24 protein-coding genes and 1 pseudogene are annotated in these 25,873 nt (G+C 52.0%); 14 read left to right on the top strand and 11 right to left on the bottom strand.

Features of this window, described 5'->3' with window-relative positions; genetic code table 11:
• Positions 1–454: 454 nt before the first annotated feature.
• Positions 455–2,245, top strand: a complete 1,791-nt coding sequence (locus ACLJR2_RS14710; protein ID WP_000899639.1) for an aryl-sulfate sulfotransferase — start codon at positions 455–457, stop codon at positions 2,243–2,245.
• Positions 2,246–2,847: 602 nt separating this feature from the next.
• On the opposite strand, the pseudogene ACLJR2_RS14705 reads toward ACLJR2_RS14710, so the two are convergent.
• A pseudogene (locus ACLJR2_RS14705) lies at positions 2,848–2,961 on the bottom strand (hypothetical protein); the annotation flags it as partial.
• 279 nt (positions 2,962–3,240) lie between these two features.
• Complete coding sequence (gene rpmE / locus ACLJR2_RS14700) at positions 3,241–3,453, bottom strand: 50S ribosomal protein L31 (RefSeq protein WP_000715284.1); 213 nt, start codon at positions 3,451–3,453, stop codon at positions 3,241–3,243.
• 203 nt (positions 3,454–3,656) lie between these two features.
• Here rpmE and priA point away from each other — a divergent pair, with 203 nt between their 5' ends.
• The 7 genes from priA (at position 3,657) to rraA (ending at position 11,640) form a co-directional block, all read left to right on the top strand.
• Positions 3,657–5,855 (top strand): primosomal protein N', encoded by a 2,199-nt coding sequence (gene priA / locus ACLJR2_RS14695; RefSeq protein ID WP_000109398.1) that lies wholly within the window; start codon positions 3,657–3,659, stop codon positions 5,853–5,855.
• 154 nt (positions 5,856–6,009) lie between these two features.
• Entirely contained in the window at positions 6,010–7,035 is a 1,026-nt protein-coding gene (gene cytR / locus ACLJR2_RS14690; protein ID WP_000841339.1) for a DNA-binding transcriptional regulator CytR, read from the top strand.
• A 93-nt stretch (positions 7,036–7,128) separates the two neighbouring features.
• Positions 7,129–8,103, top strand: coding sequence for a cell division protein FtsN (ftsN, locus tag ACLJR2_RS14685; protein ID WP_000068811.1), 975 nt, complete (start codon positions 7,129–7,131; stop codon positions 8,101–8,103).
• Between the two features lie 91 nt (positions 8,104–8,194).
• A complete protein-coding gene (gene hslV / locus ACLJR2_RS14680) occupies positions 8,195–8,725 on the top strand; it encodes an ATP-dependent protease subunit HslV (protein WP_000208240.1) in 531 nt (176 codons plus the stop codon).
• A 9-nt stretch (positions 8,726–8,734) separates the two neighbouring features.
• A complete protein-coding gene (hslU, locus tag ACLJR2_RS14675) occupies positions 8,735–10,066 on the top strand; it encodes an HslU--HslV peptidase ATPase subunit (RefSeq protein ID WP_001293360.1) in 1,332 nt (443 codons plus the stop codon).
• Positions 10,067–10,132: 66 nt separating this feature from the next.
• Positions 10,133–11,062, top strand: coding sequence for a 1,4-dihydroxy-2-naphthoate polyprenyltransferase (menA, locus tag ACLJR2_RS14670; RefSeq protein ID WP_000139639.1), 930 nt, complete (start codon positions 10,133–10,135; stop codon positions 11,060–11,062).
• Between the two features lie 92 nt (positions 11,063–11,154).
• Positions 11,155–11,640, top strand: coding sequence for a ribonuclease E activity regulator RraA (rraA, locus tag ACLJR2_RS14665; protein WP_000872918.1), 486 nt, complete (start codon positions 11,155–11,157; stop codon positions 11,638–11,640).
• A gap of 221 nt (positions 11,641–11,861) precedes the next feature.
• On the opposite strand, the gene zapB is transcribed toward rraA, so the two are convergent.
• On the bottom strand, positions 11,862–12,101 hold the full coding sequence (zapB, locus tag ACLJR2_RS14660) for a septal ring assembly protein ZapB (RefSeq protein ID WP_000051370.1): 240 nt from the start codon (positions 12,099–12,101) through the stop codon (positions 11,862–11,864).
• A 398-nt stretch (positions 12,102–12,499) separates the two neighbouring features.
• Here zapB and ACLJR2_RS14655 point away from each other — a divergent pair, with 398 nt between their 5' ends.
• From ACLJR2_RS14655 to fpr, 4 genes are all read left to right on the top strand, one after another.
• Positions 12,500–13,345 carry an MIP/aquaporin family protein gene (locus ACLJR2_RS14655; RefSeq protein WP_000084285.1) on the top strand — a complete coding sequence of 282 codons (846 nt, stop codon included), beginning with the start codon at positions 12,500–12,502 and terminating at the stop codon, positions 13,343–13,345.
• A gap of 20 nt (positions 13,346–13,365) precedes the next feature.
• Positions 13,366–14,874: a glycerol kinase GlpK gene (glpK, locus tag ACLJR2_RS14650; protein ID WP_000136808.1), complete on the top strand. Its 1,509-nt coding sequence runs from the start codon at positions 13,366–13,368 to the stop codon at positions 14,872–14,874.
• Positions 14,875–14,985: 111 nt separating this feature from the next.
• Positions 14,986–15,996 (top strand): class II fructose-bisphosphatase, encoded by a 1,011-nt coding sequence (glpX, locus tag ACLJR2_RS14645; protein ID WP_001250623.1) that lies wholly within the window; start codon positions 14,986–14,988, stop codon positions 15,994–15,996.
• A 96-nt stretch (positions 15,997–16,092) separates the two neighbouring features.
• A complete protein-coding gene (fpr, locus tag ACLJR2_RS14640; RefSeq protein ID WP_000796304.1) occupies positions 16,093–16,839 on the top strand; it encodes a ferredoxin--NADP(+) reductase in 747 nt (248 codons plus the stop codon).
• Positions 16,840–16,948: 109 nt separating this feature from the next.
• Here the strand turns inward: fpr and ACLJR2_RS14635 are convergent, their stop codons facing one another.
• A complete protein-coding gene (locus tag ACLJR2_RS14635; protein ID WP_000155237.1) occupies positions 16,949–17,377 on the bottom strand; it encodes a DUF805 domain-containing protein in 429 nt (142 codons plus the stop codon).
• A gap of 100 nt (positions 17,378–17,477) precedes the next feature.
• Here ACLJR2_RS14635 and ACLJR2_RS14630 point away from each other — a divergent pair, with 100 nt between their 5' ends.
• Both ACLJR2_RS14630 and tpiA read left to right on the top strand, forming a co-directional pair.
• Positions 17,478–18,074, top strand: coding sequence for a YiiQ family protein (locus ACLJR2_RS14630; protein ID WP_000802241.1), 597 nt, complete (start codon positions 17,478–17,480; stop codon positions 18,072–18,074).
• Between the two features lie 112 nt (positions 18,075–18,186).
• A complete protein-coding gene (gene tpiA, locus ACLJR2_RS14625) occupies positions 18,187–18,954 on the top strand; it encodes a triose-phosphate isomerase (RefSeq protein ID WP_001216335.1) in 768 nt (255 codons plus the stop codon).
• 91 nt (positions 18,955–19,045) lie between these two features.
• Here tpiA and ACLJR2_RS14620 read toward each other — a convergent pair whose 3' ends face one another.
• From ACLJR2_RS14620 to lsrA, 7 genes are all read right to left on the bottom strand, one after another.
• Positions 19,046–19,810: an epimerase gene (locus ACLJR2_RS14620; protein ID WP_001088047.1), complete on the bottom strand. Its 765-nt coding sequence runs from the start codon at positions 19,808–19,810 to the stop codon at positions 19,046–19,048.
• Positions 19,811–19,819: 9 nt separating this feature from the next.
• Positions 19,820–20,110, bottom strand: coding sequence for a (4S)-4-hydroxy-5-phosphonooxypentane-2,3-dione isomerase (gene lsrG / locus ACLJR2_RS14615; protein WP_001543603.1), 291 nt, complete (start codon positions 20,108–20,110; stop codon positions 19,820–19,822).
• 82 nt (positions 20,111–20,192) lie between these two features.
• Entirely contained in the window at positions 20,193–21,068 is an 876-nt protein-coding gene (gene lsrF, locus ACLJR2_RS14610) for a 3-hydroxy-5-phosphonooxypentane-2,4-dione thiolase (RefSeq protein ID WP_000774150.1), read from the bottom strand.
• Positions 21,069–21,096: 28 nt separating this feature from the next.
• Positions 21,097–22,119 (bottom strand): autoinducer 2 ABC transporter substrate-binding protein LsrB, encoded by a 1,023-nt coding sequence (gene lsrB, locus ACLJR2_RS14605; RefSeq protein WP_000090737.1) that lies wholly within the window; start codon positions 22,117–22,119, stop codon positions 21,097–21,099.
• Between the two features lie 28 nt (positions 22,120–22,147).
• Positions 22,148–23,149, bottom strand: coding sequence for an autoinducer 2 ABC transporter permease LsrD (gene lsrD, locus ACLJR2_RS14600; protein WP_000981829.1), 1,002 nt, complete (start codon positions 23,147–23,149; stop codon positions 22,148–22,150).
• Positions 23,146–24,189, bottom strand: a complete 1,044-nt coding sequence (gene lsrC / locus ACLJR2_RS14595) for an autoinducer 2 ABC transporter permease LsrC (RefSeq protein ID WP_000911133.1) — start codon at positions 24,187–24,189, stop codon at positions 23,146–23,148. The genes lsrD and lsrC overlap by 4 nt, the downstream gene beginning before the upstream one ends.
• The gene (gene lsrA, locus ACLJR2_RS14590; RefSeq protein ID WP_001167245.1) at positions 24,183–25,718 is read right to left on the bottom strand and encodes an autoinducer 2 ABC transporter ATP-binding protein LsrA; all 1,536 of its coding nucleotides are present in this window, start codon (positions 25,716–25,718) and stop codon (positions 24,183–24,185) included. The genes lsrC and lsrA overlap by 7 nt, the downstream gene beginning before the upstream one ends.
• Between the last annotated feature and the right edge of the window lie 155 nt (positions 25,719–25,873).

The following is a 25,873-nucleotide window of genomic DNA, read 5'->3' as shown; positions in this document are numbered from 1 at the left end:
GCAAAGCATGCGGTCAGAACGCCTCTGGCCGCGCTTTTTTAACGATTCCCTTGTACACGGCTATCTCCGACATTTTTCTAACCGTTCATCTTCCCGAATAGCCCTCGGTGGATAAATTTGTCAGACATGATAAGTTTCTCTTCGTTATTTTCCTGAAAAAAATTCCCGACATGTCATAACCGATATAATTTTATTATATTTAAACTTCCAATCTTTATTTAAATTTTCACGTAGCAAAGCGTACATGAACAATAATACAGCGCCATATATTTACTGAACAAATAGTATAACGATGAGTATTGTTAAAAAGACCATGGACACCTCATATTTGTGACCAACATCATTATTCTCCTCCGCGGATTGTTTTACTTTTTTAAATGTTTTTTTCATCTCCGATAAATAAGAAGGTTAATATATATTCATTTTATCGATAATATCGAATGGGGAACTAAATATGTTATTTACAAGGAAAGTCTTACCTGTATTATGCTGCCTGTGTTTGAGCGGCAGCGTTTTGGCCTCAGGCGTTTTAGACCCAAACAGGCCAATGGTCGCATCAGCAGATGTCATTCCAGTCCATGAAGGGCCATTAGGTATGGTCGATGTCGCTCCCTACGGCGGCGTTTTCCCATTAACAGCAATCATTAATAAAGCCAATCATAATGTACAGGACGTGAAGGTTACCGTTTTAGGGAAAGGGGAAAAAGGCATCCCGATCAGTTATGATGTCGGCCCGCAGGCTATAAATACCCATGACGGCATACCTGTATTTGGCTTGTATCCAGATTATGTCAATAAGGTTAAAGTTGACTGGACTGAAGAAGGTAAAAAACAAACTTATACGTGGTCCATTTACGCCGCACCGGTATCATTACCCTCTACTACCGGGCAAACTGCCGTTCTTCCTACAGTAGAACCGGTTAAAGTCGATAGCTCGCTTAAAAATCGCTTATATCTTTTTAACCATATAACAGGGATGCCAAGAGCCGGCCACATTATGCATGTCGCAGGCGGCGCGGCGAACTGGGATTATACTGGTATCAACTGGATTAGCGATACGAATGGCGATGTTCGCGGCTATATGAATATTGATAAATTCCGTAACCAGGATGATATAACGCGCTTTGGTTCCATGATGAGCTTCCATCAGGTTAACGATGGCAATCTTATTTTTGGCCAGGGTCAACGTTACTTTAAATATGATTTCTTAGGCCGCGTTATTTCCGATAAACGACTGCCAAAAGGATTTATTGATTTTTCGCACGCCATTACCGAAACGCCGAAAGGCACCTACCTGCTGCGTGTCGCAAAAGAAAATTATCCATTAAATGGTAAATACACCATCAACACGGTGCGTGATCATATTCTTGAAGTTGACCAGAACGGCGATACCGTCGATTACTGGGATCTGCCAAAAATCCTCGACCCCTATCGTGACGACGTTATTCTGGCGATGGATCAGGGAGCGGTATGTTTGAGCGTCGATGCCGAACACTCCGGTCAGGTCATGACCAAAGAGCAGCTTGCAAAACAACCCTTCGGCGATATCGCGGGCTCCGGCCCGGGCCGCAACTGGGCGCATGTTAACTCCGTCAGCTACGATCCTCGCGACGACAGCATTATCATTAGCTCGCGCCACCAGTCTGCCATCATCAAAATTGGCCGCGATAAAAAAGTGAAATGGATACTTTCCGATCCATCCGGCTGGAAAGGCGAACTGGCGAAAAAAGTGCTGAAACCCGTAGACAGCAACGGTAAACCGCTAACCTGCGAAGCGCACCACTGCGACGGTGGATTTGACTGGACATGGACACAACATACCGGTTGGTTAGTGCCATCCAAAAGCACCGGAGGTAAAACCGTCGTGACCGCCTTTGATAACGGCGATGCGCGCGGCATGGAACAACCGGCCATGCCGTCAATGAAATATTCCCGTGGCGTGGAATATCAGATTGACGAAAAAAATATGACGGTTTCCCAAATGTGGGAATATGGTAAAGAGCGCGGTTTTGACTGGTACAGCGCCATTACTTCCGTCACGGAATATCGCCCGGAAACCAAAACGATGTTCATGTACTCGGCTACAGCGGGAATGAGCGGTACAAAACCGATCGTTTCCGTTCTGGATGAAGTCAAAGACGGCACTCAGGATGTGATGCTGGAGCTAAAAGTACACAGTAACCGTGCCGGTATGCTGGGTTATCGGGCGCTGATTATCGATCCAGAGCAGATGTTTAAAAAATAAAGCGAGATAGTAAAAGTAAAACAGGCGGAAGCTAACTTCCGCCTGAATAGTTAAAACGTATTGTAGTTATGACATTCGCCTTATCCAGACTCAGATCGACCACCCGTTTCTTCAGCCGGAAGGTCAGAATTTGACATTGTCGCAGTTAGCCATTTATGTTGAAGGACGACTGAAGAATGTGATGCCGCTGTAGCATTTTTAACGTGACACATAATTCTGAACGCTCTCAAGATAATTTCTTCTCCAGATTTTATTTTAAAATTGTGTAATTAATAACTCACTTTAAAATAAATTATTTCTTTTTCTTTCGTCCTGTATTCCATCCATTTATTCTATAAACAACGCATAGCAACCATGCGCCAGTGGCATAAAAGAAAACAGGAGCAAAAATATCATTAATATTAAAATCAATTTTTGGCCATGTCGAAAATCTGAAATAATAGATACCTCTTAGAATCCATTCTCCCACAAAACACATAAGGAAAAATGAAAAGTACACATAAAAATACAATAGTATGAATTTAATTATTCCTTTCATTTTTTCGTCTCCTCTGTATCAAAAATCTCCTCTGATTTATCTCCTATATATTCAGAGAGGACTACACCGAACAGGCCACGTCCGTCGGCGCGCCAATCAGCACACCCGCTGCCCCCTGGACTATCGGACCGCCCACCGGGGTCATGTCACCCTGACGCGCCGCCGGTTTTCCACTTATTGTTATATCCTTATGAGTTATAGTTGCGCAAAACCCTACAAGGAACAGGTGGTATACAAAAGATCAAAAATGGTTGTACGGTGAATTTTAGGAATATATCAAGATCGGCGGGCGAGAAAGGTTGTTCGAGTAATAAGCAGCGTTATTACCACTGGCTAGTCCTGGAATAGATTGACATATCTTCCTTTGTATATAAATAAAATGTGTCAACGTTATTATTCAGGACGGGTCATCCATAACAAAAAAAGCGCCCTGCGGCGCTTTTTTTCTGGCGGTAACTTATTTGCTGCCAGGGATGCTGAAGCGCTTGTTGAAGCGCTCAACACGACCACCGGTATCAACAACACGCTGCTTACCAGTGAAGAACGGGTGGCATTTGCCGCACACGTCCAGGTTCAGGTCGTGACCCACGGTAGAGTGGGTTTTGATAACATTACCGCAAGAACAGGTTGCAGTAATTTCTACGTAATTCGGGTGAATACCTTTTTTCATGGGGAACCTCAGTGTAAGGCCGCGTCGCTCTTCCAGCCCTAACGCCAGACACCACGCGAAGTTAATAGTAAAGGGTTTGATGCTCACAACACGCACCAAAGGCGGCGAATCATACAGAATTTGACCACCGTATGCAAACTGATCCGCGCTCCCTTATCGTAATGTGTATACTACCCGACGAAATTTCAAGTCAGGAAGATGCTATGTCCGTCGCGCACGTTGCCTTGCCCGTTCCGCTTCCCCGAACCTTTGATTACCTGCTGCCGGAAGGCGGGGTCGCCAAAGCCGGGTGCCGCGTGCGCGTGCCGTTCGGCAAGCAGCAAGAGCGCGTGGGCATTGTCGTCTCGGTTAGCGACCACAGCGAATTGCCGCTCGATGAATTAAAATCGGTCATTGAAATCCTGGATAACGAGCCAATCTTTTCTCCCTCCATCTGGCGCTTACTCCTCTGGGCGGCGGATTACTACCACCATCCCCTCGGCGACGTTCTGTTTCACGCTCTGCCGGTTTTATTGCGTCAGGGAAAACCAGCCAGCAACGCGCCCCTATGGTATTGGTTCGCCACCGAAGAGGGGCAAGCCGTCGACATCAACAGCCTGAAACGCTCCGCCAAACAACAACAGGCGTTGGCGGCGCTGCGGCAAGGAAAGATCTGGCGCTATCAGGTAACCGAGCTTGATTTTACTGACGCCACGCTGCAAACGCTGCGGCGTAAGGGGCTTTGTGAGCTTGCCAGTGAAACGCCCGCGTTTACCGACTGGCGGGAGCATTACGCCGTCGCAGGAGAGCGCCTGCGGCTGAATACCGAACAGGCGACAGCAGTCGGCGCGATTCACAGCGCGTCGGACGGTTTCTCCGCCTGGTTGCTGGCAGGCGTAACCGGTTCCGGCAAGACCGAAGTGTATCTGAGCGTGCTGGAAAACGTCCTCGCCCAGGGCAAACAGGCGCTGGTGATGGTGCCGGAAATCGGCCTGACGCCGCAAACGATCGCCCGTTTTCGCGAACGTTTTAACGCGCCGGTGGAAGTGCTGCATTCCGGGCTAAACGACAGCGAGCGTCTTTCGGCATGGCTGAAAGCGAAAAACGGCGAAGCGGCGATTGTCATCGGCACGCGCTCCTCGCTGTTTACGCCGTTTAAAAATCTTGGCGTGATTGTCATCGACGAAGAGCACGACAGCTCTTATAAACAGCAGGAAGGGTGGCGCTACCATGCCCGCGATTTGGCAGTGTATCGCGCCCATAGCGAGCAGATCCCGATTATTCTCGGCTCCGCCACCCCAGCCCTGGAAACGCTATGCAACGTGCGGCAGAAAAAATACCGGATGCTGCGTCTGACGCGGCGCGCAGGCAACGCCCGCCCAGCCCTGCAGCATGTGCTGGATTTAAAAGGCCAGCGTCTTCAGGCGGGACTGGCGCCCGCCCTTATCGCCCGTATGCGCCAACATCTCCAGGCCGACAATCAGGTAATTTTATTTCTTAACCGCCGGGGATTCGCGCCCGCGCTGCTTTGCCACGACTGCGGCTGGATTGCGGAGTGCCCGCGTTGCGATCACTACTACACGCTGCACCAAGCGCAGCATCATTTACGCTGCCATCACTGCGACAGCCAACGTCCGGTACCGCGTCAGTGCCCCTCCTGCGGCTCCACACATATGCTACCGGTTGGGTTAGGGACGGAACAGCTGGAGCAGGTGCTGGCGCCCTTCTTCCCCGGCGTGCCGATCTCACGAATCGACCGTGATACCACCAGTCGTAAAGGCGCGCTGGAGCAGCATCTGGCGGAAGTTCACCGCGGCGGAGCGCGCATTCTGATAGGCACACAAATGCTGGCGAAAGGCCATCACTTCCCGGACGTCACGCTGGTGGCGTTGCTGGACGTCGATGGCGCGCTTTTTTCCGCAGATTTTCGTTCGGCGGAACGCTTCGCCCAGCTCTATACTCAGGTTTCCGGCCGCGCCGGGCGCGCGGGCAAACAGGGCGAAGTGGTGCTCCAAACGCACCATCCTGAGCATCCCCTGCTGCAAACGTTACTGTATAAAGGCTATGATGCGTTTGCGGAGCAGGCGCTGGCGGAACGGCAAACGCTCCAGCTTCCGCCGTGGACCAGCCACGTCATTATTCGCGCAGAGGATCACAACAATCAGCAGGCGCCCGTCTTTCTCCAGCAGTTGCGTAATCTGATTCAGGCCAGCCCGCTATCAGACGATAAGCTGTGGATCTTAGGTCCGGTTCCGGCCCTCGCGCCAAAACGCGGCGGCCGCTATCGCTGGCAAATTTTACTTCAGCATCCTTCACGGATTCGCCTGCAACACATCATCAGCGGCACGCTGGCGTTGATCAATACGCTCCCTGAAGCGCGGAAAGTTAAATGGGTTCTGGACGTCGATCCGATTGAAGGATAGTCCTCACGATGCGAGGCGGATCGTAAAATTAAAGATCCATCACACTTTTTATGAAAATTCTGTAACCGCTTCCACGCACTATCTGATAAAAATGTTTTCGATGAGTGTTACCAGGGATAGATCTGCGCCAGCAGTTCCCAGGCGAGGAGAAAGAGTGAAATCGAACAAGCAGGTTACTGCCGCTACGATGAAGGATGTTGCGTTGAAGGCGAAAGTCTCTACGGCAACCGTATCCCGCGCGTTAATGAACCCCGATAAAGTCTCCCAGTCGACCCGTAGCCGGGTTGAACAGGCCGCGCTTGAAGTGGGTTATTTCCCGCAGTCGATGGGGCGAAATGTAAAACGCAATGAATCCCGTACGATTTTGGTGATTGTCCCGGATATTTGCGATCCCTTCTTCAGTGAAATTATCCGCGGTATCGAAGTGACCGCGGCAGAACAGGGGTATCTGGTACTGATTGGCGATTGCGCCCATCAAAACCAGAAAGAAAAAACCTTTCTTAATCTCATCATCACCAAACAGATCGACGGCATGGTACTTCTCAGTTCCCGACTGCCCTTTGACGCCAGCGTTGAGGAGCAGCGCAATTTGCCTCCGATGGTGATGTCGAATGAGTTTGCGCCGGAGCTTGAACTGCCGACGGTACATATCGATAACCTGACCGCCGCGTTCAATGCCATGAACTACCTGTTGGATTTGGGCCACAAGCGGATTGGTTGTATTGCGGGGCCGGAAGATATGCCGCTCTGTCACTATCGCTTACAAGGTTACGTACAGGCATTAAGACGCAGTGGCATTGTGGTCGATCCGCATTACATCGCCCGTGGCGACTTTACCTACGAAGCCGGGGCAAACGCATTAAAGCAGTTGCTTGAGCAACCGTTGCCGCCTACCGCCGTCTTTTGTCATAGCGACGTAATGGCGCTGGGCGCGCTCTCCTGGGCCAAGCGCCAGGGTCTGAAAGTGCCTGACGATCTGTCGATTATCGGCTTTGACAATATCGCGCTGGCCGAGTTTTGCGACCCTCCGTTGACAACCGTGGCGCAGCCGCGTTTTGACATTGGTCGCGAGGCGATGCTGCTGTTGCTCGATCAGATGCAGGGGCAAAATGTGAGCAGCGGCTCGCGTTTAATGGATTGCGAGCTGATTATTCGCGGTTCTACGCGCGCTTTACCCTAAAGTAAATAGCTTTAAGACTCACCTGTCTGGTCAAAGGCCCGCCGCTTCAGTAACATGACGGGCTGACGAACGAATAAATACAGCGAAACGATAGTGGCACAACGAGATTATGTACGTCGCGGCCAACCGGCTCCTTCGCGGCGCAAAAAGAGCACCTCACGGAACTCACGGAAGAAGCAAAGCAACATGCCTGCCGTCTCGCCGGCAATGGTCGCGATTGCGGCAGCCGTCCTTGTGACCTTTATCGGCGGTCTGTACTTCATTACTCACCATAAGAAAGAAGAGTCCGAAACGCTACAAAACCAGAAAGTCACCGGCAATGGGCTTCCGCCAAAACCGGAAGAGCGCTGGCGTTACATCAAAGAGCTGGAAAGTCGCCAGCCGGGCGTGCGTACGCCAACGGAACCGTCCGCCGGCGGCGAAGTCATGAACCCGAATCAGCTCACCAGCGAGCAGCGTCAACTCCTGGAGCAGATGCAGGCGGATATGCGTCAGCAGCCAACGCAACTTAACGAAGTGCCGTGGAACGAGCAGACGCCAGAACAACGCCAGCAAACGCTACAGCGCCAGCGTCAGGCGCAGCAGCAGCAGTGGGCTCAAACGCAGCCTGTTCAGCAACCACGCACGCAGCCGCGGGTAAACGAACAGCCGCAAACGCGCACGGTACAGTCCGCCCCAGCGCAACCTGCGCGCCAAAGTCAGCCGCCGAAGCAGACGGCCTCGCAGCAACCTTATCAGGATTTGCTGCAAACGCCGGCGCATACCAGCGCGGCAGCGCCAAAAGCCGCGCCAATTACGCGCGCGCCTGAAGCGCCGAAGGCGACAGCAGAGAAAAAAGATGAACGTCGCTGGATGGTGCAATGTGGTTCATTCAAAGGCGCCGAGCAGGCAGAAAGCGTCCGCGCTCAGCTGGCGTTTGAAGGCTTTGACTCCAAAATTACCACCAATAACGGCTGGAATCGCGTGGTTATCGGGCCGGTGAAAGGTAAAGAAAATGCCGACAGCACCATTAACCGTCTGAAGATGGCGGGCCATACAAACTGCATTCGACTCGCCACCGGGGGTTGAAACCCTCAAAATCTCCCCCATCTATACTTGCATTATGCCCCGTACGCCGTACGGGGCCGCAATTCAGCATTAGTAACCAAGGGGTCTGCTCGTGACAACAATAGTAAGCGTACGCCGTAACGGCCACGTGGTAATCGCCGGTGATGGTCAGGCCACACTGGGTAACACAGTAATGAAAGGCAACGTGAAGAAAGTCCGCCGCCTCTACAACGACAAGGTCATTGCGGGCTTTGCGGGCGGTACTGCGGATGCATTCACGCTGTTCGAGCTGTTTGAACGTAAACTGGAAATGCATCAGGGGCACCTGGTCAAAGCCGCCGTTGAACTGGCGAAAGACTGGCGTACCGACCGTATGCTACGCAAACTGGAAGCGTTGCTGGCCGTCGCGGATGAAACCGCCTCGCTCATCATCACGGGTAACGGCGATGTCGTGCAACCTGAAAACGATTTAATTGCTATCGGCTCCGGCGGTCCTTATGCCCAGGCTGCCGCTCGCGCTCTGTTGGAAAATACCGAGCTCGGCGCGCGCGAAATTGCTGAAAAGGCGTTGGATATTGCAGGCGATATCTGCATTTACACCAACCATTTCCACACCATTGAAGAATTGACCGCCAAAGCGTAAGGACCTCTCATGTCTGAAATGACCCCACGCGAAATTGTCAGCGAACTGAACAAACACATTATCGGCCAGGATAACGCAAAGCGTTCCGTGGCGATTGCATTGCGTAACCGCTGGCGTCGTATGCAGCTTGATGAAGAGCTGCGCCACGAAGTAACGCCGAAAAATATTCTGATGATTGGCCCGACCGGCGTCGGTAAAACCGAAATCGCCCGTCGTCTGGCAAAACTCGCCAACGCGCCGTTCATTAAAGTCGAAGCCACCAAATTCACCGAAGTGGGCTATGTCGGGAAAGAAGTGGACTCTATCATCCGCGATCTGACCGATGCCGCGGTGAAAATGGTTCGCGTACAGGCTATCGAGAAAAACCGCTATCGTGCGGAAGAGTTGGCGGAAGAGCGTATTCTCGACGTACTGATCCCACCCGCAAAAAATAACTGGGGCCAGGCCGAACAGCAGCAGGAGCCTTCTGCCGCCCGTCAAACGTTCCGCAAAAAACTGCGCGAAGGCCAGCTCGACGATAAAGAGATCGAGATTAACCTCGCCGCCGCGCCGATGGGCGTAGAGATTATGGCGCCTCCGGGCATGGAAGAGATGACCAGCCAGTTGCAGTCTATGTTCCAGAACCTGGGCGGTCAGAAACAGAAACCGCGTAAGCTGAAAATTAAAGACGCGATGAAACTGTTGGTTGAAGAAGAAGCTGCTAAGCTGGTCAACCCGGAAGAGCTGAAACAGGACGCTATCGACGCGGTTGAACAGCACGGCATCGTGTTTATCGATGAAATTGACAAAATTTGTAAGCGTGGCGAAACCTCCGGCCCGGATGTTTCACGCGAAGGCGTACAGCGCGACTTACTGCCGCTGGTAGAAGGCTGCACGGTTTCGACCAAACACGGGATGGTCAAAACGGATCATATTCTGTTTATCGCCTCTGGCGCGTTCCAGGTGGCGAAGCCGTCTGATCTGATCCCGGAACTGCAGGGCCGCCTGCCGATTCGCGTTGAACTTCAGGCGCTGACCACCAGCGATTTCGAACGCATTTTGACCGAGCCAAACGCCTCCGTCACCGTGCAGTATAAAGCGCTGATGGCAACTGAAGGCGTCAATATCGAGTTCACCGATTCCGGTATTAAACGTATTGCCGAAGCCGCCTGGCAGGTTAACGAAACCACCGAAAACATCGGCGCGCGCCGTCTGCATACCGTACTGGAGCGTCTGATGGAAGAAATTTCCTATAACGCCAGCGATCTGCACGGTCAAAACATCACAATTGATGCGGAATATGTGAGCAAACATCTGGATGCGCTGGTCGCAGATGAAGATCTAAGCCGTTTTATCTTATAATCGCGTCCAATGCATTTTCATCACTGTTGATGGGGCTGAAAAGCCCCATTTTTATTGGCGCTAAATATGACTGAACAACAACAAATTAGCCGCACCCAGGCCTGGCTGGAAAGCTTACGACCCAAAACCTTACCCCTCGCCTTCGCGGCGATTATCGTCGGTACGGCCCTGGCATGGTGGCAAGGCTATTTCGATCCTCTGGTCGCGCTGCTGGCCCTTATCACCGCCGGGCTGCTGCAAATTTTATCCAACCTCGCCAACGATTACGGCGACGCTGTCAAAGGCAGTGATAAACCGGATCGCATCGGGCCGCTGCGGGGAATGCAAAAAGGCGTCATCACCCGGCAGGAGATGAAACGGGCGTTAATCATTACCGTCGTGCTGATCTGTATCTCCGGACTGGCGCTGGTGGCGGTCGCGTGCCATACGTTAACCGATTTTGTCGGCTTCCTGATTTTGGGCGGGCTGTCGATTATCGCCGCCATCACCTACACCGTGGGTAATCGGCCCTACGGCTATATCGGGCTGGGTGATATCTCTGTCCTGGTATTCTTTGGCTGGCTAAGTGTCATGGGGAGCTGGTATCTCCAGGCGCATACGCTGATTCCGGCGCTAATTCTCCCGGCCACCGCCTGCGGTTTACTGGCGACGGCGGTGCTGAATATTAATAACCTGCGCGATATTAATAGCGACAGAGAGAACGGCAAAAACACCCTTGTGGTACGACTGGGCGATGTCAACGCGCGTCGTTATCACGCCTGCCTGTTGCTAGGCGCGCTGCTCTGTCTGGCGCTGTTTAATCTGCTCTCGCTACACAGTCCGTGGGGATGGTTGTTTATTCTGGCCGCGCCCTTGCTCATTAAACAAGCGCGCTACGTAATGCGCGAAAGGGAGCCTGCGGCAATGCGCCCGATGCTTGAACGTACCGTTAAAGGCGCGTTGTTAACCAACCTGTTATTTGTGATTGGGATACTCTTAAGTCAGTGGGCCGTTTAACTGACAAATATCAATTAACAATTGATGATTTTGCCAACAGTATACTTAGCGCGATATACTAAAAATTCTCGCAGCAACTGAACGTTAAGCCTATGAAATACGATACTTCCGAGCTTTGTGACATCTATCAGGAAGATGTCAACGTCGTGGAACCGCTGTTCTCTAATTTTGGAGGGCGGTCGTCGTTTGGCGGACAAATCATCACGGTAAAATGTTTCGAGGACAACGGGTTGCTGTACGATCTGCTCGAACAAAATGGCCGTGGTCGGGTTCTGCTGGTCGATGGCGGCGGTTCTGTCCGTCGTGCATTAGTCGATGCGGAGCTGGCGCGTCTGGCCACGCAAAATGAATGGGAAGGGCTGGTTATCTATGGCGCGGTGCGTCAGGTGGACGATCTGGAAGAGCTGGATATCGGCATTCAGGCGATCGCCGCCATTCCGGTTGGCGCCGCAGGTGAAGGCATTGGGGAAAGCGATGTGCGCGTCAATTTCGGCGGCGTGACGTTCTTCTCCGGCGATCATCTCTATGCCGACAACACAGGGATTATCCTTTCCGAAGACCCGCTTGATATCGAGTGATCAAAAAAGGCGCCGTAAGGCGCCTTTTTTATGCGTTGTCGCTGATTGCCGGATGTCGGCTTACGCCTTATCCGGCCCACCGGTATCCGCATTCTAAATCCTCTATAGATTTCGCGTCAGGGCAAGGCGGCAAGTAAGTGAATCCCCAGGAGCATAGGCCACTATGTGACTGGGGTGAACGCACGCAGCCAACGCCGCCATAACGTGAAATATGACGAGGATTAGACTTCTTCCATACGACCAAGCAGCGCCTGTAAACGTTCCTGCCAGCCGCTCTGCTGTTCCTTCAGAGAATTATTTTCACGCTCGAGTTCTTCACGCTGATGCTGTGCAGACTGCACTTCCTGCGTCAGGCTGTTGTTCTTTTCTTTCAGCTCTTCAATTTCCATCTGTAACAGGGTGATGGTGTCAATCGCCTGCTGTACTTTTGCTTCCAGTTTCTCAAACACTTCTAAAGACATGATCTTACCTCTCCTGAATTGCAAGGCGACGCTTCACGTAAACGCGCACAATATATAGTGTCGATTGTATGAAGCCCCGCTCTCGCTGTCCAGCGACATACCGCGTAGATCGCGGTTTGCAGCAATTTTCATCCATCTCCTGGTAACATTCATTCAATAACTTAAAAGTGTTAACATATTGGTTAATGAAATGATTCAATTCACTCTCTTCTGCTGTCTCAAAATGCGCCTCATGGCGCGATAACGCTCATTTTATTGACGCAGTACACACATTTTGATTTCGATATTTCTCGTTTTTGCTCGTTAACGATAAATTAACAGTGTGCCTACAGGGCATCGTGGATGTCCATGACCTCCTCGCATACCAATAATCATTACATACTCTTCAGGATCCGATTATGAGTCAAACATCAACCTTAAAAGGCCAGTGCATTGCTGAATTCCTCGGTACCGGGTTGTTGATTTTTTTCGGTGTGGGTTGTGTCGCTGCGCTTAAAGTTGCCGGAGCTACTTTTGGACAGTGGGAAATCAGCGTCATCTGGGGTCTGGGAGTAGCGATGGCTATCTACCTGACGGCAGGTGTTTCTGGCGCACACCTGAACCCGGCAGTGACCATCGCACTCTGGCTATTTGCCTGTTTCGACAAACGTAAAGTTGTTCCTTTTATTATTTCTCAAGTTGCCGGCGCCTTTTGCGCAGCGGCGTTAGTTTACGGGCTTTATTACAATCTTTTTGTGGACTTCGAACAAACCCACCATATCGTCCGTGGCAGCGTTGAAAGTCTCGATCTCGCAGGCATTTTCTCAACTTACCCGAATCCTCATATCAATTTTGTGCAGGCCTTCGCGGTTGAAATGGTGATTACCGCTATTCTGATGGGGCTGATTCTGGCGCTGACCGACGACGGTAACGGCGTACCTCGCGGTCCGCTTGCGCCACTGCTCATTGGTTTACTGATCGCCGTTATCGGTGCCTCTATGGGGCCGTTGACCGGGTTTGCGATGAATCCGGCGCGTGACTTTGGCCCCAAAATGTTCGCCGGGCTTGCCGGCTGGGGTGAAATTGCGTTTACCGGCGGTAGAGACATTCCTTACTTCCTGGTGCCGCTGTTTGGCCCCATCGTCGGCGCCATTCTGGGCGCGTTTGCTTATCGCAAATTTATTGGCCGTCATTTGCCGTGCGATACCTGCGTCGTGGAAGAGAAGGACTCCACCGCGACCACACAACAAAATGCTTCGCTGTAATCTGATTACGGGACAAAATTATGACTGAAAAAAAATATATCGTTGCGCTCGACCAGGGTACCACCAGCTCCCGCGCGGTCGTTATGGATCATGACGCGAATATCGTCAGCGTATCACAGCGTGAATTTGAGCAAATTTATCCTAAGCCAGGCTGGGTAGAACACGACCCGATGGAAATTTGGGCGTCCCAAAGCTCAACGCTGGTAGAAGTACTGGCTAAGGCCGATATCAGTTCCGATCAGATTGCCGCTATCGGTATCACCAACCAACGTGAAACCGCGATCGTCTGGGAACGTGAAACCGGCAAACCGATATACAACGCTATTGTCTGGCAGTGCCGTCGTACCGCCGATATTTGCGAACAGCTTAAACGCGACGGTCTGGAAGATTACATCCGCGACAATACCGGTCTGGTCGTCGACCCGTACTTCTCTGGCACTAAAGTGAAATGGATCCTTGACCATGTGGAAGGTTCGCGCGAACGCGCGAAGCGTGGCGAGCTGCTGTTCGGTACGGTGGATACCTGGCTTATCTGGAAGATGACGCAGGGCCGCGTCCACGTTACGGATTACACCAACGCCTCACGAACCATGCTGTTCAACATCCATGATTTGGACTGGGACGATAAAATGCTGGACGTGCTGGATATCCCACGCGCGATGCTGCCCCAGGTACGTAAGTCCTCCGAAGTCTACGGCCAGACCAATATTGGCGGTAAAGGCGGTACACGTATTCCTATCGCCGGGATTGCCGGGGATCAGCAGGCCGCGCTATTCGGTCAACTGTGCGTAAAGGAAGGAATGGCAAAGAATACCTACGGCACCGGCTGCTTTATGCTGATGAACACCGGCGAGAAAGCGGTAAAATCGGAAAACGGCCTGCTGACCACCATCGCCTGCGGCCCAAGCGGCGAAGTCAACTATGCGCTGGAAGGTGCGGTGTTTATGGCGGGAGCGTCCATTCAATGGCTGCGTGATGAAATGAAGCTCATCAGCGACGCGTTCGACTCCGAATATTTCGCCACGAAAGTGAAAGATACCAACGGTGTCTACGTGGTTCCGGCCTTCACCGGTCTGGGCGCGCCGTACTGGGACCCGTATGCCCGCGGCGCCATTTTTGGCCTGACTCGCGGCGTGAACTCTAATCACATTATCCGCGCGACGCTCGAATCCATCGCTTACCAGACCCGCGACGTACTGGAAGCGATGCAGGCCGACTCCGGCATCCGCCTGCACGCTCTGCGTGTGGACGGCGGCGCAGTGGCCAACAACTTCCTGATGCAGTTCCAGTCAGATATTCTCGGCACGCGGGTGGAACGCCCGGAAGTGCGCGAAGTGACCGCGCTGGGCGCCGCCTATCTGGCTGGTCTGGCCGTCGGTTACTGGCAGAACCTGGACGAGCTGCAGGAAAAAGCCGTCATTGAGCGAGAATTCCGCCCCGGCATTGAAACCACCGAGCGTAACTACCGTTATAGCGGCTGGAAGAAAGCGGTTAAACGCGCAATGGCGTGGGAAGATCACGACAAGTAAGGTCGCCATCCGGCAAAATCTTTGTGCGGGGGCAACTCCGCACACACATCAATTATTCCCTCCTTCCCCTGTGCTACACTGCGCGCCACTCCTTTTTGCTACGAGTTTGTTATGAGACGAGAACTTGCCATCGAATTTTCCCGTGTGACCGAAGCGGCGGCGCTGGCTGGCTACAAATGGCTGGGACGCGGCGATAAAAATACCGCGGACGGCGCGGCAGTCAACGCCATGCGTATCATGCTCAACCAGGTCAACATTGACGGCACCATCGTGATTGGCGAAGGCGAAATCGACGAGGCCCCGATGCTCTATATCGGCGAGAAAGTCGGTACCGGCCACGGCGATGCGGTAGATATCGCCGTCGATCCGATTGAGGGCACGCGCATGACGGCGATGGGTCAGGCGAACGCGCTGGCGGTGCTGGCGGTCGGCGATAAAGGCTGCTTCCTGAATGCGCCCGATATGTATATGGAAAAACTGATTGTCGGTCCGGGCGCCAAAGGGGCGATCGATCTCAATCTGCCGCTGGCGGATAACCTGCGCAACATCGCGGATGCGCTGGGTAAACCGCTTGGCGATCTGACCGTGACCATTCTGGCAAAACCGCGTCATGACGATGTTATCGCAGAGATGGCTAAACTGGGCGTACGCGTGTTTGCCATTCCTGACGGCGACGTCGCGGCCTCAATTCTGACCTGTATGCCAGATAGCGAAGTCGACGTGCTGTACGGGATTGGCGGCGCACCAGAAGGCGTGGTATCCGCAGCGGTGATCCGCGCGCTGGACGGCGATATGCAGGGGCGTCTGCTGGCGCGCCATGACGTGAAAGGCGACAGCGAAGAAAACCGCCGCATTGGCGAACAGGAACTGGCGCGCTGCAAAGCAATGGGCATTGAAGCGGGCAAGGCGTTATGCCTGGGCGACATGGCGCGTAGCGATAACGTTATTTTCTCCGCGACCGGCATCACGAAAGGCGATCTGCTGGAAGGAATTAGCCGGAAAGGCCATATCGCCACGACGGAAACACTGCTGATCCGCGGCAAATCACGCACCATCCGCCGCATTCAGTCGATCCACTATCTTGATCGTAAAGATCCGGATGTACAGACGCATATCCTCTAGCGTATTTGTTAGTTAGAGCCTTCCAGCCTCGCGGGGCTGGAAATCTTTCTCCTGACGAACGAAGATAAGGTTAGCGATTCAGAACAGGAGAAAACCATGGCCGATTGGGTAACAGGTAAAGTCACTAAGGTGCAAAACTGGACTGACGCACTGTTCAGCCTGACCGTTCACGCCCCCATTAACCCTTTTACTGCAGGCCAATTTACCAAACTCGGACTGGAGATCGATGGCGAGCGCGTTCAGCGCGCGTATTCCTATGTCAATGCGCCTGACAATCCGAATTTAGAGTTTTATCTGGTGACGGTGCCGCAAGGAAAGCTCAGCCCGCGGCTGGCAGCGCTAAAACCTGGCGATGAGGTGCAAGTGGTCAGCGACGCGTCGGGTTTCTTTGTACTGGATGAAGTGCCTGACTGCGAGACGCTATGGATGCTGGCGACCGGAACCGCTATTGGCCCGTATTTGTCTATTCTGCAATATGGCCAGGATGTCGCGCGCTTTAAAAATCTGGTCTTGGTCCACGCCGCACGCTTCGCCGCCGATTTAAGCTATCTGCCGCTAATGCTGGAACTGCAACAGCGTTATGAAGGCAAGCTGCGCATCCAAACGGTGGTCAGCCGGGAGAGCGTGCCAGGCTCGCTTACCGGGCGCGTGCCTGCGCTCATTGAAAACGGCGAGCTGGAAAAAGCCGTTGGATTGCCGATGGATAAAGAGACCAGCCACGTCATGCTGTGCGGGAACCCGCAGATGGTGCGCGATACGCAGCAACTGCTGAAAGAGACCCGACAGATGACTAAACATCTGCGCCGCCGACCGGGGCAGATGACGGCTGAACATTACTGGTGATGTTTTACCGAATAGCAGCTGGGGCTTATCCGGCCTCCTGCAAATCATCACCAATCTGTAGGCCCGGTAAGCGTCAGCGCCACCGGGCAAATTACGGTTTACCGCCCGTTCACGGTTCTGCTTTAAACTTCACGTCCTGTGTCGCTTTCCCAAACTTATTTTCCCCCTGAACACCGACAAATGCGCCCAGATCGATAAGCATCATCACCAGGATCAGCGTCGGAATAAATCGCCCGACGACCCACTGCCACATCCCCGGCAGCATCACCCAGTTTCCGGCCAGCAGCATCCACGCCAGAATCATTAGCAACGCCCACGCGCCGGAGCGTCCCCGGTCATGCAGACGTTTGACCATGACGGCGGCGGTCGGCCACAGCAGGCACACCAGGCAAAATGCCGCCGTTTGGATATCAAGCAGATTTTTCCCCGCCAGCGAAAATAGCGCCAGCATCCCGGCAAACCAGAGGCCGATCCAAATCCAGAAATCACGGCGTCCGATACGCCCTTTAAATGAGAATAACCATTGCTGTATGGTCATGTAAGTTCCTTATATTTTGCCTTCCGCTACAGTTTACCCTTTTGACAAGCCCGACAGTTATCGTTTTAATCGTGAGCAGTCCTAACGAAAGGTAAGATTGATGAAGCCAGGATGTACTCTGTTTTTACTGTTGTTTTCTGCTCTCACCGCCAGCATAACGGCGCACGCGCAGCTCTCTTCATCGACCACGACAGCGCCCTATTTGCTGGCGGGCTCGCCAACCTTTGATCTTTCTATTAGCCAGTTTCGTGAGAACTTTAACCGCCAGAATCCCGATCTGCCGCTCAATGAATTTCGCGCCATTGAGAATAGCCGCGATAAGGCGAATCTGACCCGCGCCGCCAGTAAGATTAACGAAAATCTGTATGCCTCCACGGCGCTGGAGCGCGGTACGCTCAAAGTGAAAAGTATGCAGATTACCTGGCTGCCCATTCAGGGGCCGGAACAGAAAGCGGCGAAAGCGAAAGCGCTGGAATATATGGCCGCCATTATTCGCACTGTCGCCCCGTTGCTGACAAAAGAGCAAAGCCAGAAAAAACTGCAAAAGATGCTTATCGCCGGTAAAGGTAAACACTATTACGCCGAGACCGAAGGCGCGGTACGTTATGTTGTCGCAGATAACGGCGAAAAGGGGCTGACCTTCGCGGTTGAACCGATTAAGCTGGCGTTATCTGAAAATCTGGAAGGGGCGAATTGATGACAAAAAGCAAAGCCTTTCCGGGGATGAATCTCTATACTGTTTCACAGACCATGCTGCTCTGACGAGCGGCCATCTTCCTTAATTCGCTGACTAAGCGTGGAGAAATGAAATGCGACATCCTTTAGTGATGGGTAACTGGAAACTGAACGGCAGCCGCCACATGGTAAACGAACTGGTGGCTAACCTGCGTAAAGAACTGGCGGGCGTAGCAGGCTGCGACGTGGCAATCGCTCCGCCGGAAATGTATATCGATCTGGCGAAACGCGCTGCTGCCGGCAGCCACATCATGCTGGGCGCGCAGAACGTTGATCTGAATCTGTCTGGCGCATTCACCGGTGAAACTTCGGCTGAAATGCTGAAAGATATCGGCGCGCAGTACATTATTATCGGCCACTCCGAGCGTCGTACTTATCACAAAGAATCTGACGAGCTGATCGCCAAAAAATTCGCCGTACTGAAAGAACAAGGTCTGACGCCGGTACTGTGCATCGGTGAAACCGAAGCGGAAAACGAAGCGGGCAAAACAGAAGAAGTGTGCGCACGCCAAATCGACGCGGTACTGAAAACGCAGGGCGCGGCAGCCTTTGAAGGCGCGGTTATCGCTTACGAACCCGTATGGGCGATCGGTACCGGTAAATCTGCAACTCCTGCGCAGGCGCAGGCAGTGCACAAATTCATCCGTGACCACATTGCTAAAGCTGACGCGAAAATCGCTGAACAGGTCATTATCCAGTACGGCGGTTCTGTTAATGCCTCCAACGCAGCCGAACTGTTCGCGCAGCCGGACATCGACGGCGCGCTGGTAGGCGGCGCTTCTCTGAAAGCTGACGCCTTCGCCGTGATCGTGAAAGCAGCAGAAGCTGCTAAACAGGCTTAATTGCCAATCAATGTCTGATGGCGCTGCGCTTATCAGGCCTACCAGCCGAGTGCTTATGTAGGCCTGATAAGGTAAAGCCGCCATCCGGCATTTATGCTGTGGAGGGTAAGAAAGTAGTATCCCCGGCAACCTTAAACATCGCCCTCCAGCTCCGCGTATTCTCAGCCAGCCGATCATCACGAAATAACGCACTACCAGAAACAACACGATCGATGCCCTGTGCAATCAGCGAAGGCAACTGATCCTGCGTTAACGACCCATCAATAACGATAATTTTACCTTCGCGTTTATCACCAAGTAGACAGAGAAGCTGCGCCACGCGCTCGTGCAAATCACTGGAGCGCATTTTACTGCCGTATCCAGGGTTCACTGCCAGTAGTTGAATAACCTCAACGTCGCTCAGAATAGGGATAATGACATCCAGAGGCGTTGCCGGGCATAAACTAATCCCCCGAATCACCGGCATTTCACCGCCGATAACGGGCACGGTCTGCTGACCAAGCCAGCTTAGCGTATGATGCAGATGAATATCGCCTTCAGCCTGAAGCGTGATGCAGTGTGCTCCCGCCTTCACGCAGGCTTGCGCCGCCGTCCATTGATCCGCTACCATCAAATGAACATCTTTGATAAAGGTTTGCGGCAGTTGCCCAACTGCCCATGGCCCAACGGTAAACTGCGGGCAAAATTGGCCATCCATCAAATCCAAATGCAACAGCGGCTGGTTTAGCGCTTCCAACTGTTGCAGATAGCGATGCAACGCAATCCACTGCCCTGCCAGAATACCCACACTAAGCGGATATGACGCTAACAATGCCACACATGCTTCGCGCGTTAATCCGGCAAACTGGCTGTTCATGAGCGCTCCTTAAGGCATCAAACCCATAAAAACTTTTTTTGTCCGCGGACCGGTCATCAACGGTTCAAGCTGCTCCACGCAAGTTTTGTAGTGTGGCGTTGTCTTGTGAAAAGCGACGGCCTGTTCATCAACGTAGGCTTCATAAATATAAAATCGCGTAGGCACCTGCGGATCCTGCAGAACATCAAAACGCAAGTTACCCGGCTCTTTAATTGAGCCCAGATGATTCTGCCGAAAAACATCGATAAATTGTTCAACCTTGTCATCATGAACGTTAATTTCAACCAGCGTAACGTGCATCATTAACCCCCTGATTATTCCAAATAAAATAACAGTCATCCCCATCTCCTCGCATCGGTAAAAGATGGGGAAGCGATCTCATTTAACCTTTCTCACTCAAAAACAGCTCATAAGCACGCTCTGCTGTTTCGTTATGATGAACGACAGCATGTACCGCTTTAATCATGGCTACCGGATCTTCTGACTGGAATATATTACGCCCCATATCTACGCCAGAAGCCCCCTGGTCAATCGCCTGATAGCACATTTCCAATGCTTCACGTTCAGGCAGTTTTTTACCGCCGGCGATGACAATCGGCACCGGACAACCTGCTGCAATACGCTCAAAACCTTTATCGACATAATACGTTTTGATAATTTGCGCCCCCATTTCCGCAGCGATACGCGTTGCCAGTGAAAAATAACGCTGGTCGCGAGCCATATCTTTACCCACCCCGGTCACTGCCATTATTGGCATCCCGACGCGTAACCCGGCATCAATCAGTTGAATAATATTTTTAATCGACTGATGTTCATGCTCACTACCAATATAAACCTGTGCGGCAGCAGCACAGCTATTCAACCGCACAGCGTCATCCATCGCCACCGCAACCGCCTCATTGCTTAATTCAGTGAGAATAGAATTTGCCCCGGACGCGCGTAAAACGACTGGTTTATTGATTGCCGGAGGTACCACACTGCGTAATATGCCGCGAGTACACATTAAGACATCAGCATATTCAAAGAGCGGCGCAATATTGATATCAATACGCTCAAGTCCGGTTGTCGGCCCCTGGAAATATCCATGGTCAAAGGCCAGCATGACCGTTTTTCTGGTCCTGGGATTAAAAATCCTCGCCAGTCTGGACTGCATTCCCCAATCCAGCGCGCCACAGCCTTTTAATGCGAACAAAGTGTTAGTTTGTGGTTTATCGGTGTGAAAATCTTTGCCATCTTTAATATCATCTAAATCAGCCATTCTTTACTCCGTCGATACATAACAGTTATCAGAAATCATATTTGTCGATATTGTCTTTGTTGAAAATGACACGCTCCGGCAATAACACAATGCCGTTACCTTTTGCCTCATAGTGATATCCCTGCTCACTATTAGGTGAAACGGTGACTTTGCCGATGCCGGGAATATCCAGTGAGTCACCGACATTCATTGGCATATTTTTCAGCAACGCGTTGGCGACATATACGGAAATTTTTCCCTGTTGGACGACATCCCACAGGCCAAATTCTTTAACAGTGCCGCGCTGAACATAAGGGCGCATTACATTCGGCGTACTAAAACCAACAATCGCGAGATTATTGCGTTTAAGGTTCTCCGCCGCCTGTGCCGCAGCAGGTAAAGCGTTAGCGTCAGGCGCGATGATGGCATCCAGATCGGGATACGCTTTGATGATACCTTCCGCCGTCTGGAGCGATTTCGTGGCATCGTTATAGCCAAACTGGGTAGTGACTATCTCCCACCCCGGATGTTCCTGGCTAATTTTGGCTTTAGCTTCTTTCACCCACTGGTTCTGGTCGGTCACCGTTGGGCTGGAATAGAAGAAAGCGACTTTCGCTTTCTCTTTGTCCACCTGATGAGCGGCCATCTCTACCAGCATGCTGCCGAGCTGTTTTGGCGTCCCTTGATTGATATAGTAAGAACGGCACTCCGGCTTGGTATCGGAATCCCAGGTTAATATTTTCACGCCTCTTTGCATTGCCCGCTTCAACGCCGGGCACAGGCCGTCAGGCGAAACGGCAGAAACGATAATGGCGTCATACCCCTGATTGACAAAGTTATTCACCAGTTGAACCTGGCCTGAGACGCTGGGCTCTGTAGGGCCATCGTAAGTTACGTCAATGCCCAGCGCTTTTCCCGCTTCCTGCGCGCCATTGCCGCCGCTGGTAAAAAAGCCCACGCCAACCAGTTTGGGAATAAAAGCAATCCGCTCTGCCGCCTGCACGGTCATTGCCGCAGATGCCAGACCAAACGCAGTGAGTAAGGCGATCATTTTAATGCTGTGTCTTGCCATTTTTTTCTCCATAAATTTCAAAAGGAAATCATGCCTGATGCGCATTGCGACGGCGTGAGTACCATTCAAGGATTTGGTGACGATGCAAACTAACGGAACGACCAACGACAACAACAATGAGAAGCGCACCGGACAATGCGCTGGAAATTTGATTCGGCACTCCGGCCATCTGTAGCCCCTGCTGTAAAAATCCCACCAGCAGCGCCGCCAACGCGGACCCCATAATCGACCCGGAGCCGCCATAAATATTGGCGCCTCCCAGCACAACCGCCGTAATGGCCGGCATCAGGAAAGAGGCGCCCAGATCCGAACGTGCGGAGCCAAAGTAAGAAACCAGTAATACGGCGGCGATCGCGGAGGCGCATCCGGTCATGGCATACACGGTATACAACGTGCGATTCACCGGGATCGCGCTGTACTGCGCGACACGGGCGCTCTGGCCAATCAGAAAAACGTTGCGTCCCATATGCGTACGATGCATGAGCAGCCAGAAAAACAGACAGCACACAAGAAAAAAAATAAGCGGCATGGGAATACTAAGAAATGAAATATTGGCAAAGTCAGTGAACGCTGTGGGAAATCCACCAATACCTTCATAACCCGTGGCGCCAGCCATACCAGATAACAATAATGCGCTACCACCAAATAAATACATGGTTCCCAGGGTAATCACCAACGGGTTTACGCCGGTATAAATAATAAGTCCGGCATTTATCAGCCCACATATTGCGCCGAGTAGTAGGGTAATAATAATCGCTAAAGGTAGCGGCATACCGAGCTGAAACAGCACACCCAGGGTAATCGCGCATAGCCCGATTGTAGAACCAAAGGAAATATCCATACCACCGCTGACAATAACCATTGTTAGCGGCAAAGCGACAATACCGATACAAATAAAATCGCTAGTGCTAAAAAGTAAGACATTAATATCTAATAAACGTGGATTAATCAGACCGAAAGCCAGAATTTCAAAGATCAATAAGGCTGCCAGCGCAATTTCCCAGCTATAGCGTCGCCATGGATTCATCATGCCACCTCTTTGTTTTTATTCTGTTGTGCGTGCGTTTTTGCTTCCGCCTGTAGTGGAGTGGGTGGTGATATAAAACGGGCATATTTCTGGCGGCGCAGATTGCGTTGTAATGCGCAACGCAGCCGCCCATCGAATACCAGTACGCCCAACAATACCAGGCCAGCAATAAAATCGTTCCACCAGGCGGGGATACGCAGCAGCACTAACACACTATCGATTTGCGTAAGAAAATAAGCGCCGAGAATAGCGCCGATGACCGTGCCTGACCCGCCTAACAGGCTAATTCCCCCCAATACGCAGGCCGCGATGGCTTTCATTTCCAGCCCCGTGCCGGTTTGATTGGGAATGAAGCCAATCTGCGAGGCAAACACGATTCCAGCCAATGCCGCCATACCGCCATTAAGTGAAAATGCCATGATGCGTACCATCTCGGTACGGACACCCAATTGCCGGGCGCCCTGCAGGTTATCGCCGGTGGCGTAAAAATTGCGGCCAAAGGCGGTTTTCGCCAGGAGCCAGGCCATAAGCAGCGCTAACACCAGGGTAAACCAGCCGATTGCGGAAATTCCCAGAAACACCGGAGCAGAGAGTTGCTTTAAGCCTGCGGGTAATCCTTCAATCCATTTCCCCCCTGTCCATAGCAGCATGATCCCACGATACAAGCCCAGCGTTCCCAGCGTGGCGACAATGGCGGGTATCTTCAACCAGGCAACCAGTACGCCATTAAAAAATCCGGCGACAATTCCTAATATTAGTGTGGCCAGGCAGGCGACCGGCAGGCTATAGCCGGCGTTTAACATCACTCCCAGCAATACCGCGCACATGCCTGTCGTCGAGCCCACCGATACATCAATATTGCGGGTGAGCATTACCATCGTCGCGCCAATCGCCAACAGCATCAAAATTTGCGCGCTACTGAAAACCATTGTCAGCGTTTGCACGCTCAAATACTGGCTATCCAGCGCGCCAGGAAACACGAATAAACAGACTATTGCCAGCAGTGCCGTCGCTTCCCGGTTATTTTGGATGAATTTCAACATGTTGCCTCCGACGCACCATGTTCGCCAAACGCAACGTGCATGATGGTATCAACGTTAATTTCCTCGCCGCATAACGCAGGCCCCCCCAGTTCCCCCTGGTGCATGACATATACGCGATCGGCCATCTGCTCTATCTCTTCCAGATCGGAGGAAATAAACAGCACTGCGACATTTTGTTGCGCGATACTGCGCAACAGCTGATAAATATCGCTGCGGGCGGAGACATCGACACCGCGGGTCGGTTCATCGACAATCAGTAATTGCGGAGAGGCTTCCAGGCATTTGGCAATCAATACTTTTTGCTGGTTACCGCCGGATAAAGTACGCGCCGCCTGTTCGGCATTATTGAGTTTGATATTTAACGCGCGGTGGTAACGTTCAAGGGTGGCGTTATCCCGCTGGGGCTTTATCCAAAATCCTTTTTGGTTGTGGGTCAGCGAACAGACATTCCATGCCAGGGAAGCGTCAAGATACAGCCCGGATGACTGCCGATCTTCCGGCAAATAGACCAGGCCGAGCTGCAACCGCTGTTGGGTTGTCAGGGCGTTAATTTCTTGACCATTGAACAGCATCCGCCCCGCATTGACCGGTCTAATACCGTACAGCGTTTCAGCCAGTTCTGTGCGTCCCGCGCCGACCAACCCGGCCAGACCAAGGATTTCGCCTGCCCGCACCTCAAGGTTGATATTCATAAAACCTTCGCCCGTCAGTGACTCCAGCGCTAATACCGTCGCGCCGCGTTCGTTCTGCGGGCGGCTGCCAGGCAATTCCAGCCACAACTTTTGATTCGCGGAAAGACTGACGCCCTGCGTTGCCGGGGTGATAGCTTGAATAATCTCGTCGGTAGAAAGGCCATGCGTTTTTCCGAATAATGCGATTTTACCGTCACGCATCACGCTAACGCAGTGAGCTAACTGTCTAATTTCTGGCAGCTTATGAGAAATAAATACAATTCCGACACCCTTTTTCAGCAACTCTTGCAGACGCGTAAATAACCGATCAGTTTCGGCTGGCGTTAACGACGCCGTGGGCTCATCAAGAATTAAGACTCGCGAGTCGCGCATCAAGCCGCGCATAATTTCAACGATCTGGCGGTCTGCAACATCAAGCGTACCCGCAGCGCTCGCCGGATCGAGTTGGCATCCCATCGCCTTTAATAGCTGCTGCATTTTTTCCATGGAGGCCTGACGTCCCTGTAAGCCAAACAAGATATTTTCCCGCACAGATAAACTCGGAAATAACAGAGGCTCCTGGGGAACCAGGTAAATGCCATACTGGTGCGCCTTCAGAGGCGTTAAATGGCTGCAACGCACACCAGCAATATCGATAGTCCCTCCATCTGGCGGGACTATACCGGCAATAATCTTCATTAATGTTGATTTACCCGCACCATTGCCGCCAAGCAATGCGTGCACCTCTCCCGCATGCAGAGTAAAGTCAATTCCCTTTAGTACTTCGACGCCGGAATAACTTTTATAAATGTTCTGCACACAAATCAGAGGGGATGCAGTATTGTGACTGATTTGCATGTTGCCTCCGCTCCCTCAATGTTGACTGACGGGACTGAACAAATGTTTTTTGAAAAAGAAATTGTTCAAAACGGTAGTAGTTATTTGGTCAAAAAACTCTCATCCAGATCACGTTTTCTGAATAAATGAATTTTTAGATGATAAATGTTCAGATT

Source organism: Salmonella sp. SAL03688, from assembly GCF_046551895.1.
In the GTDB taxonomy this organism is placed as follows: Bacteria; Pseudomonadota; Gammaproteobacteria; order Enterobacterales; family Enterobacteriaceae; genus Salmonella; species Salmonella enterica.
Note: the sequence above shows the minus strand (reverse complement) of the source record. Positions and strands in the feature narration are given on the sequence as shown.

What these genes read in the sequence shown, in the direction of transcription:
- lsrC (WP_000911133.1), bottom strand. Translation starts at nt 24,189, where the DNA reads ATGTTGAAATTCATCCAAAATAACCGGGAAGCGACGGCACTGCTGGCA.
- ACLJR2_RS14655 (WP_000084285.1), top strand. Translation starts at nt 12,500, where the DNA reads ATGAGTCAAACATCAACCTTAAAAGGCCAGTGCATTGCTGAATTCCTC.
- lsrD (WP_000981829.1), bottom strand. Translation starts at nt 23,149, where the DNA reads ATGATGAATCCATGGCGACGCTATAGCTGGGAAATTGCGCTGGCAGCC.
- priA (WP_000109398.1), top strand. Translation starts at nt 3,657, where the DNA reads ATGTCCGTCGCGCACGTTGCCTTGCCCGTTCCGCTTCCCCGAACCTTT.
- hslU (WP_001293360.1), top strand. Translation starts at nt 8,735, where the DNA reads ATGTCTGAAATGACCCCACGCGAAATTGTCAGCGAACTGAACAAACAC.
- rraA (WP_000872918.1), top strand. Translation starts at nt 11,155, where the DNA reads ATGAAATACGATACTTCCGAGCTTTGTGACATCTATCAGGAAGATGTC.
- lsrG (WP_001543603.1), bottom strand. Translation starts at nt 20,110, where the DNA reads ATGCACGTTACGCTGGTTGAAATTAACGTTCATGATGACAAGGTTGAA.
- menA (WP_000139639.1), top strand. Translation starts at nt 10,133, where the DNA reads ATGACTGAACAACAACAAATTAGCCGCACCCAGGCCTGGCTGGAAAGC.
- lsrF (WP_000774150.1), bottom strand. Translation starts at nt 21,068, where the DNA reads ATGGCTGATTTAGATGATATTAAAGATGGCAAAGATTTTCACACCGAT.
- lsrB (WP_000090737.1), bottom strand. Translation starts at nt 22,119, where the DNA reads ATGGCAAGACACAGCATTAAAATGATCGCCTTACTCACTGCGTTTGGT.
- ACLJR2_RS14710 (WP_000899639.1), top strand. Translation starts at nt 455, where the DNA reads ATGTTATTTACAAGGAAAGTCTTACCTGTATTATGCTGCCTGTGTTTG.
- fpr (WP_000796304.1), top strand. Translation starts at nt 16,093, where the DNA reads ATGGCCGATTGGGTAACAGGTAAAGTCACTAAGGTGCAAAACTGGACT.
- glpK (WP_000136808.1), top strand. Translation starts at nt 13,366, where the DNA reads ATGACTGAAAAAAAATATATCGTTGCGCTCGACCAGGGTACCACCAGC.
- lsrA (WP_001167245.1), bottom strand. Translation starts at nt 25,718, where the DNA reads ATGCAAATCAGTCACAATACTGCATCCCCTCTGATTTGTGTGCAGAAC.
- ACLJR2_RS14630 (WP_000802241.1), top strand. Translation starts at nt 17,478, where the DNA reads ATGAAGCCAGGATGTACTCTGTTTTTACTGTTGTTTTCTGCTCTCACC.
- rpmE (WP_000715284.1), bottom strand. Translation starts at nt 3,453, where the DNA reads ATGAAAAAAGGTATTCACCCGAATTACGTAGAAATTACTGCAACCTGT.
- tpiA (WP_001216335.1), top strand. Translation starts at nt 18,187, where the DNA reads ATGCGACATCCTTTAGTGATGGGTAACTGGAAACTGAACGGCAGCCGC.
- ACLJR2_RS14635 (WP_000155237.1), bottom strand. Translation starts at nt 17,377, where the DNA reads ATGACCATACAGCAATGGTTATTCTCATTTAAAGGGCGTATCGGACGC.
- glpX (WP_001250623.1), top strand. Translation starts at nt 14,986, where the DNA reads ATGAGACGAGAACTTGCCATCGAATTTTCCCGTGTGACCGAAGCGGCG.
- ACLJR2_RS14620 (WP_001088047.1), bottom strand. Translation starts at nt 19,810, where the DNA reads ATGAACAGCCAGTTTGCCGGATTAACGCGCGAAGCATGTGTGGCATTG.
- zapB (WP_000051370.1), bottom strand. Translation starts at nt 12,101, where the DNA reads ATGTCTTTAGAAGTGTTTGAGAAACTGGAAGCAAAAGTACAGCAGGCG.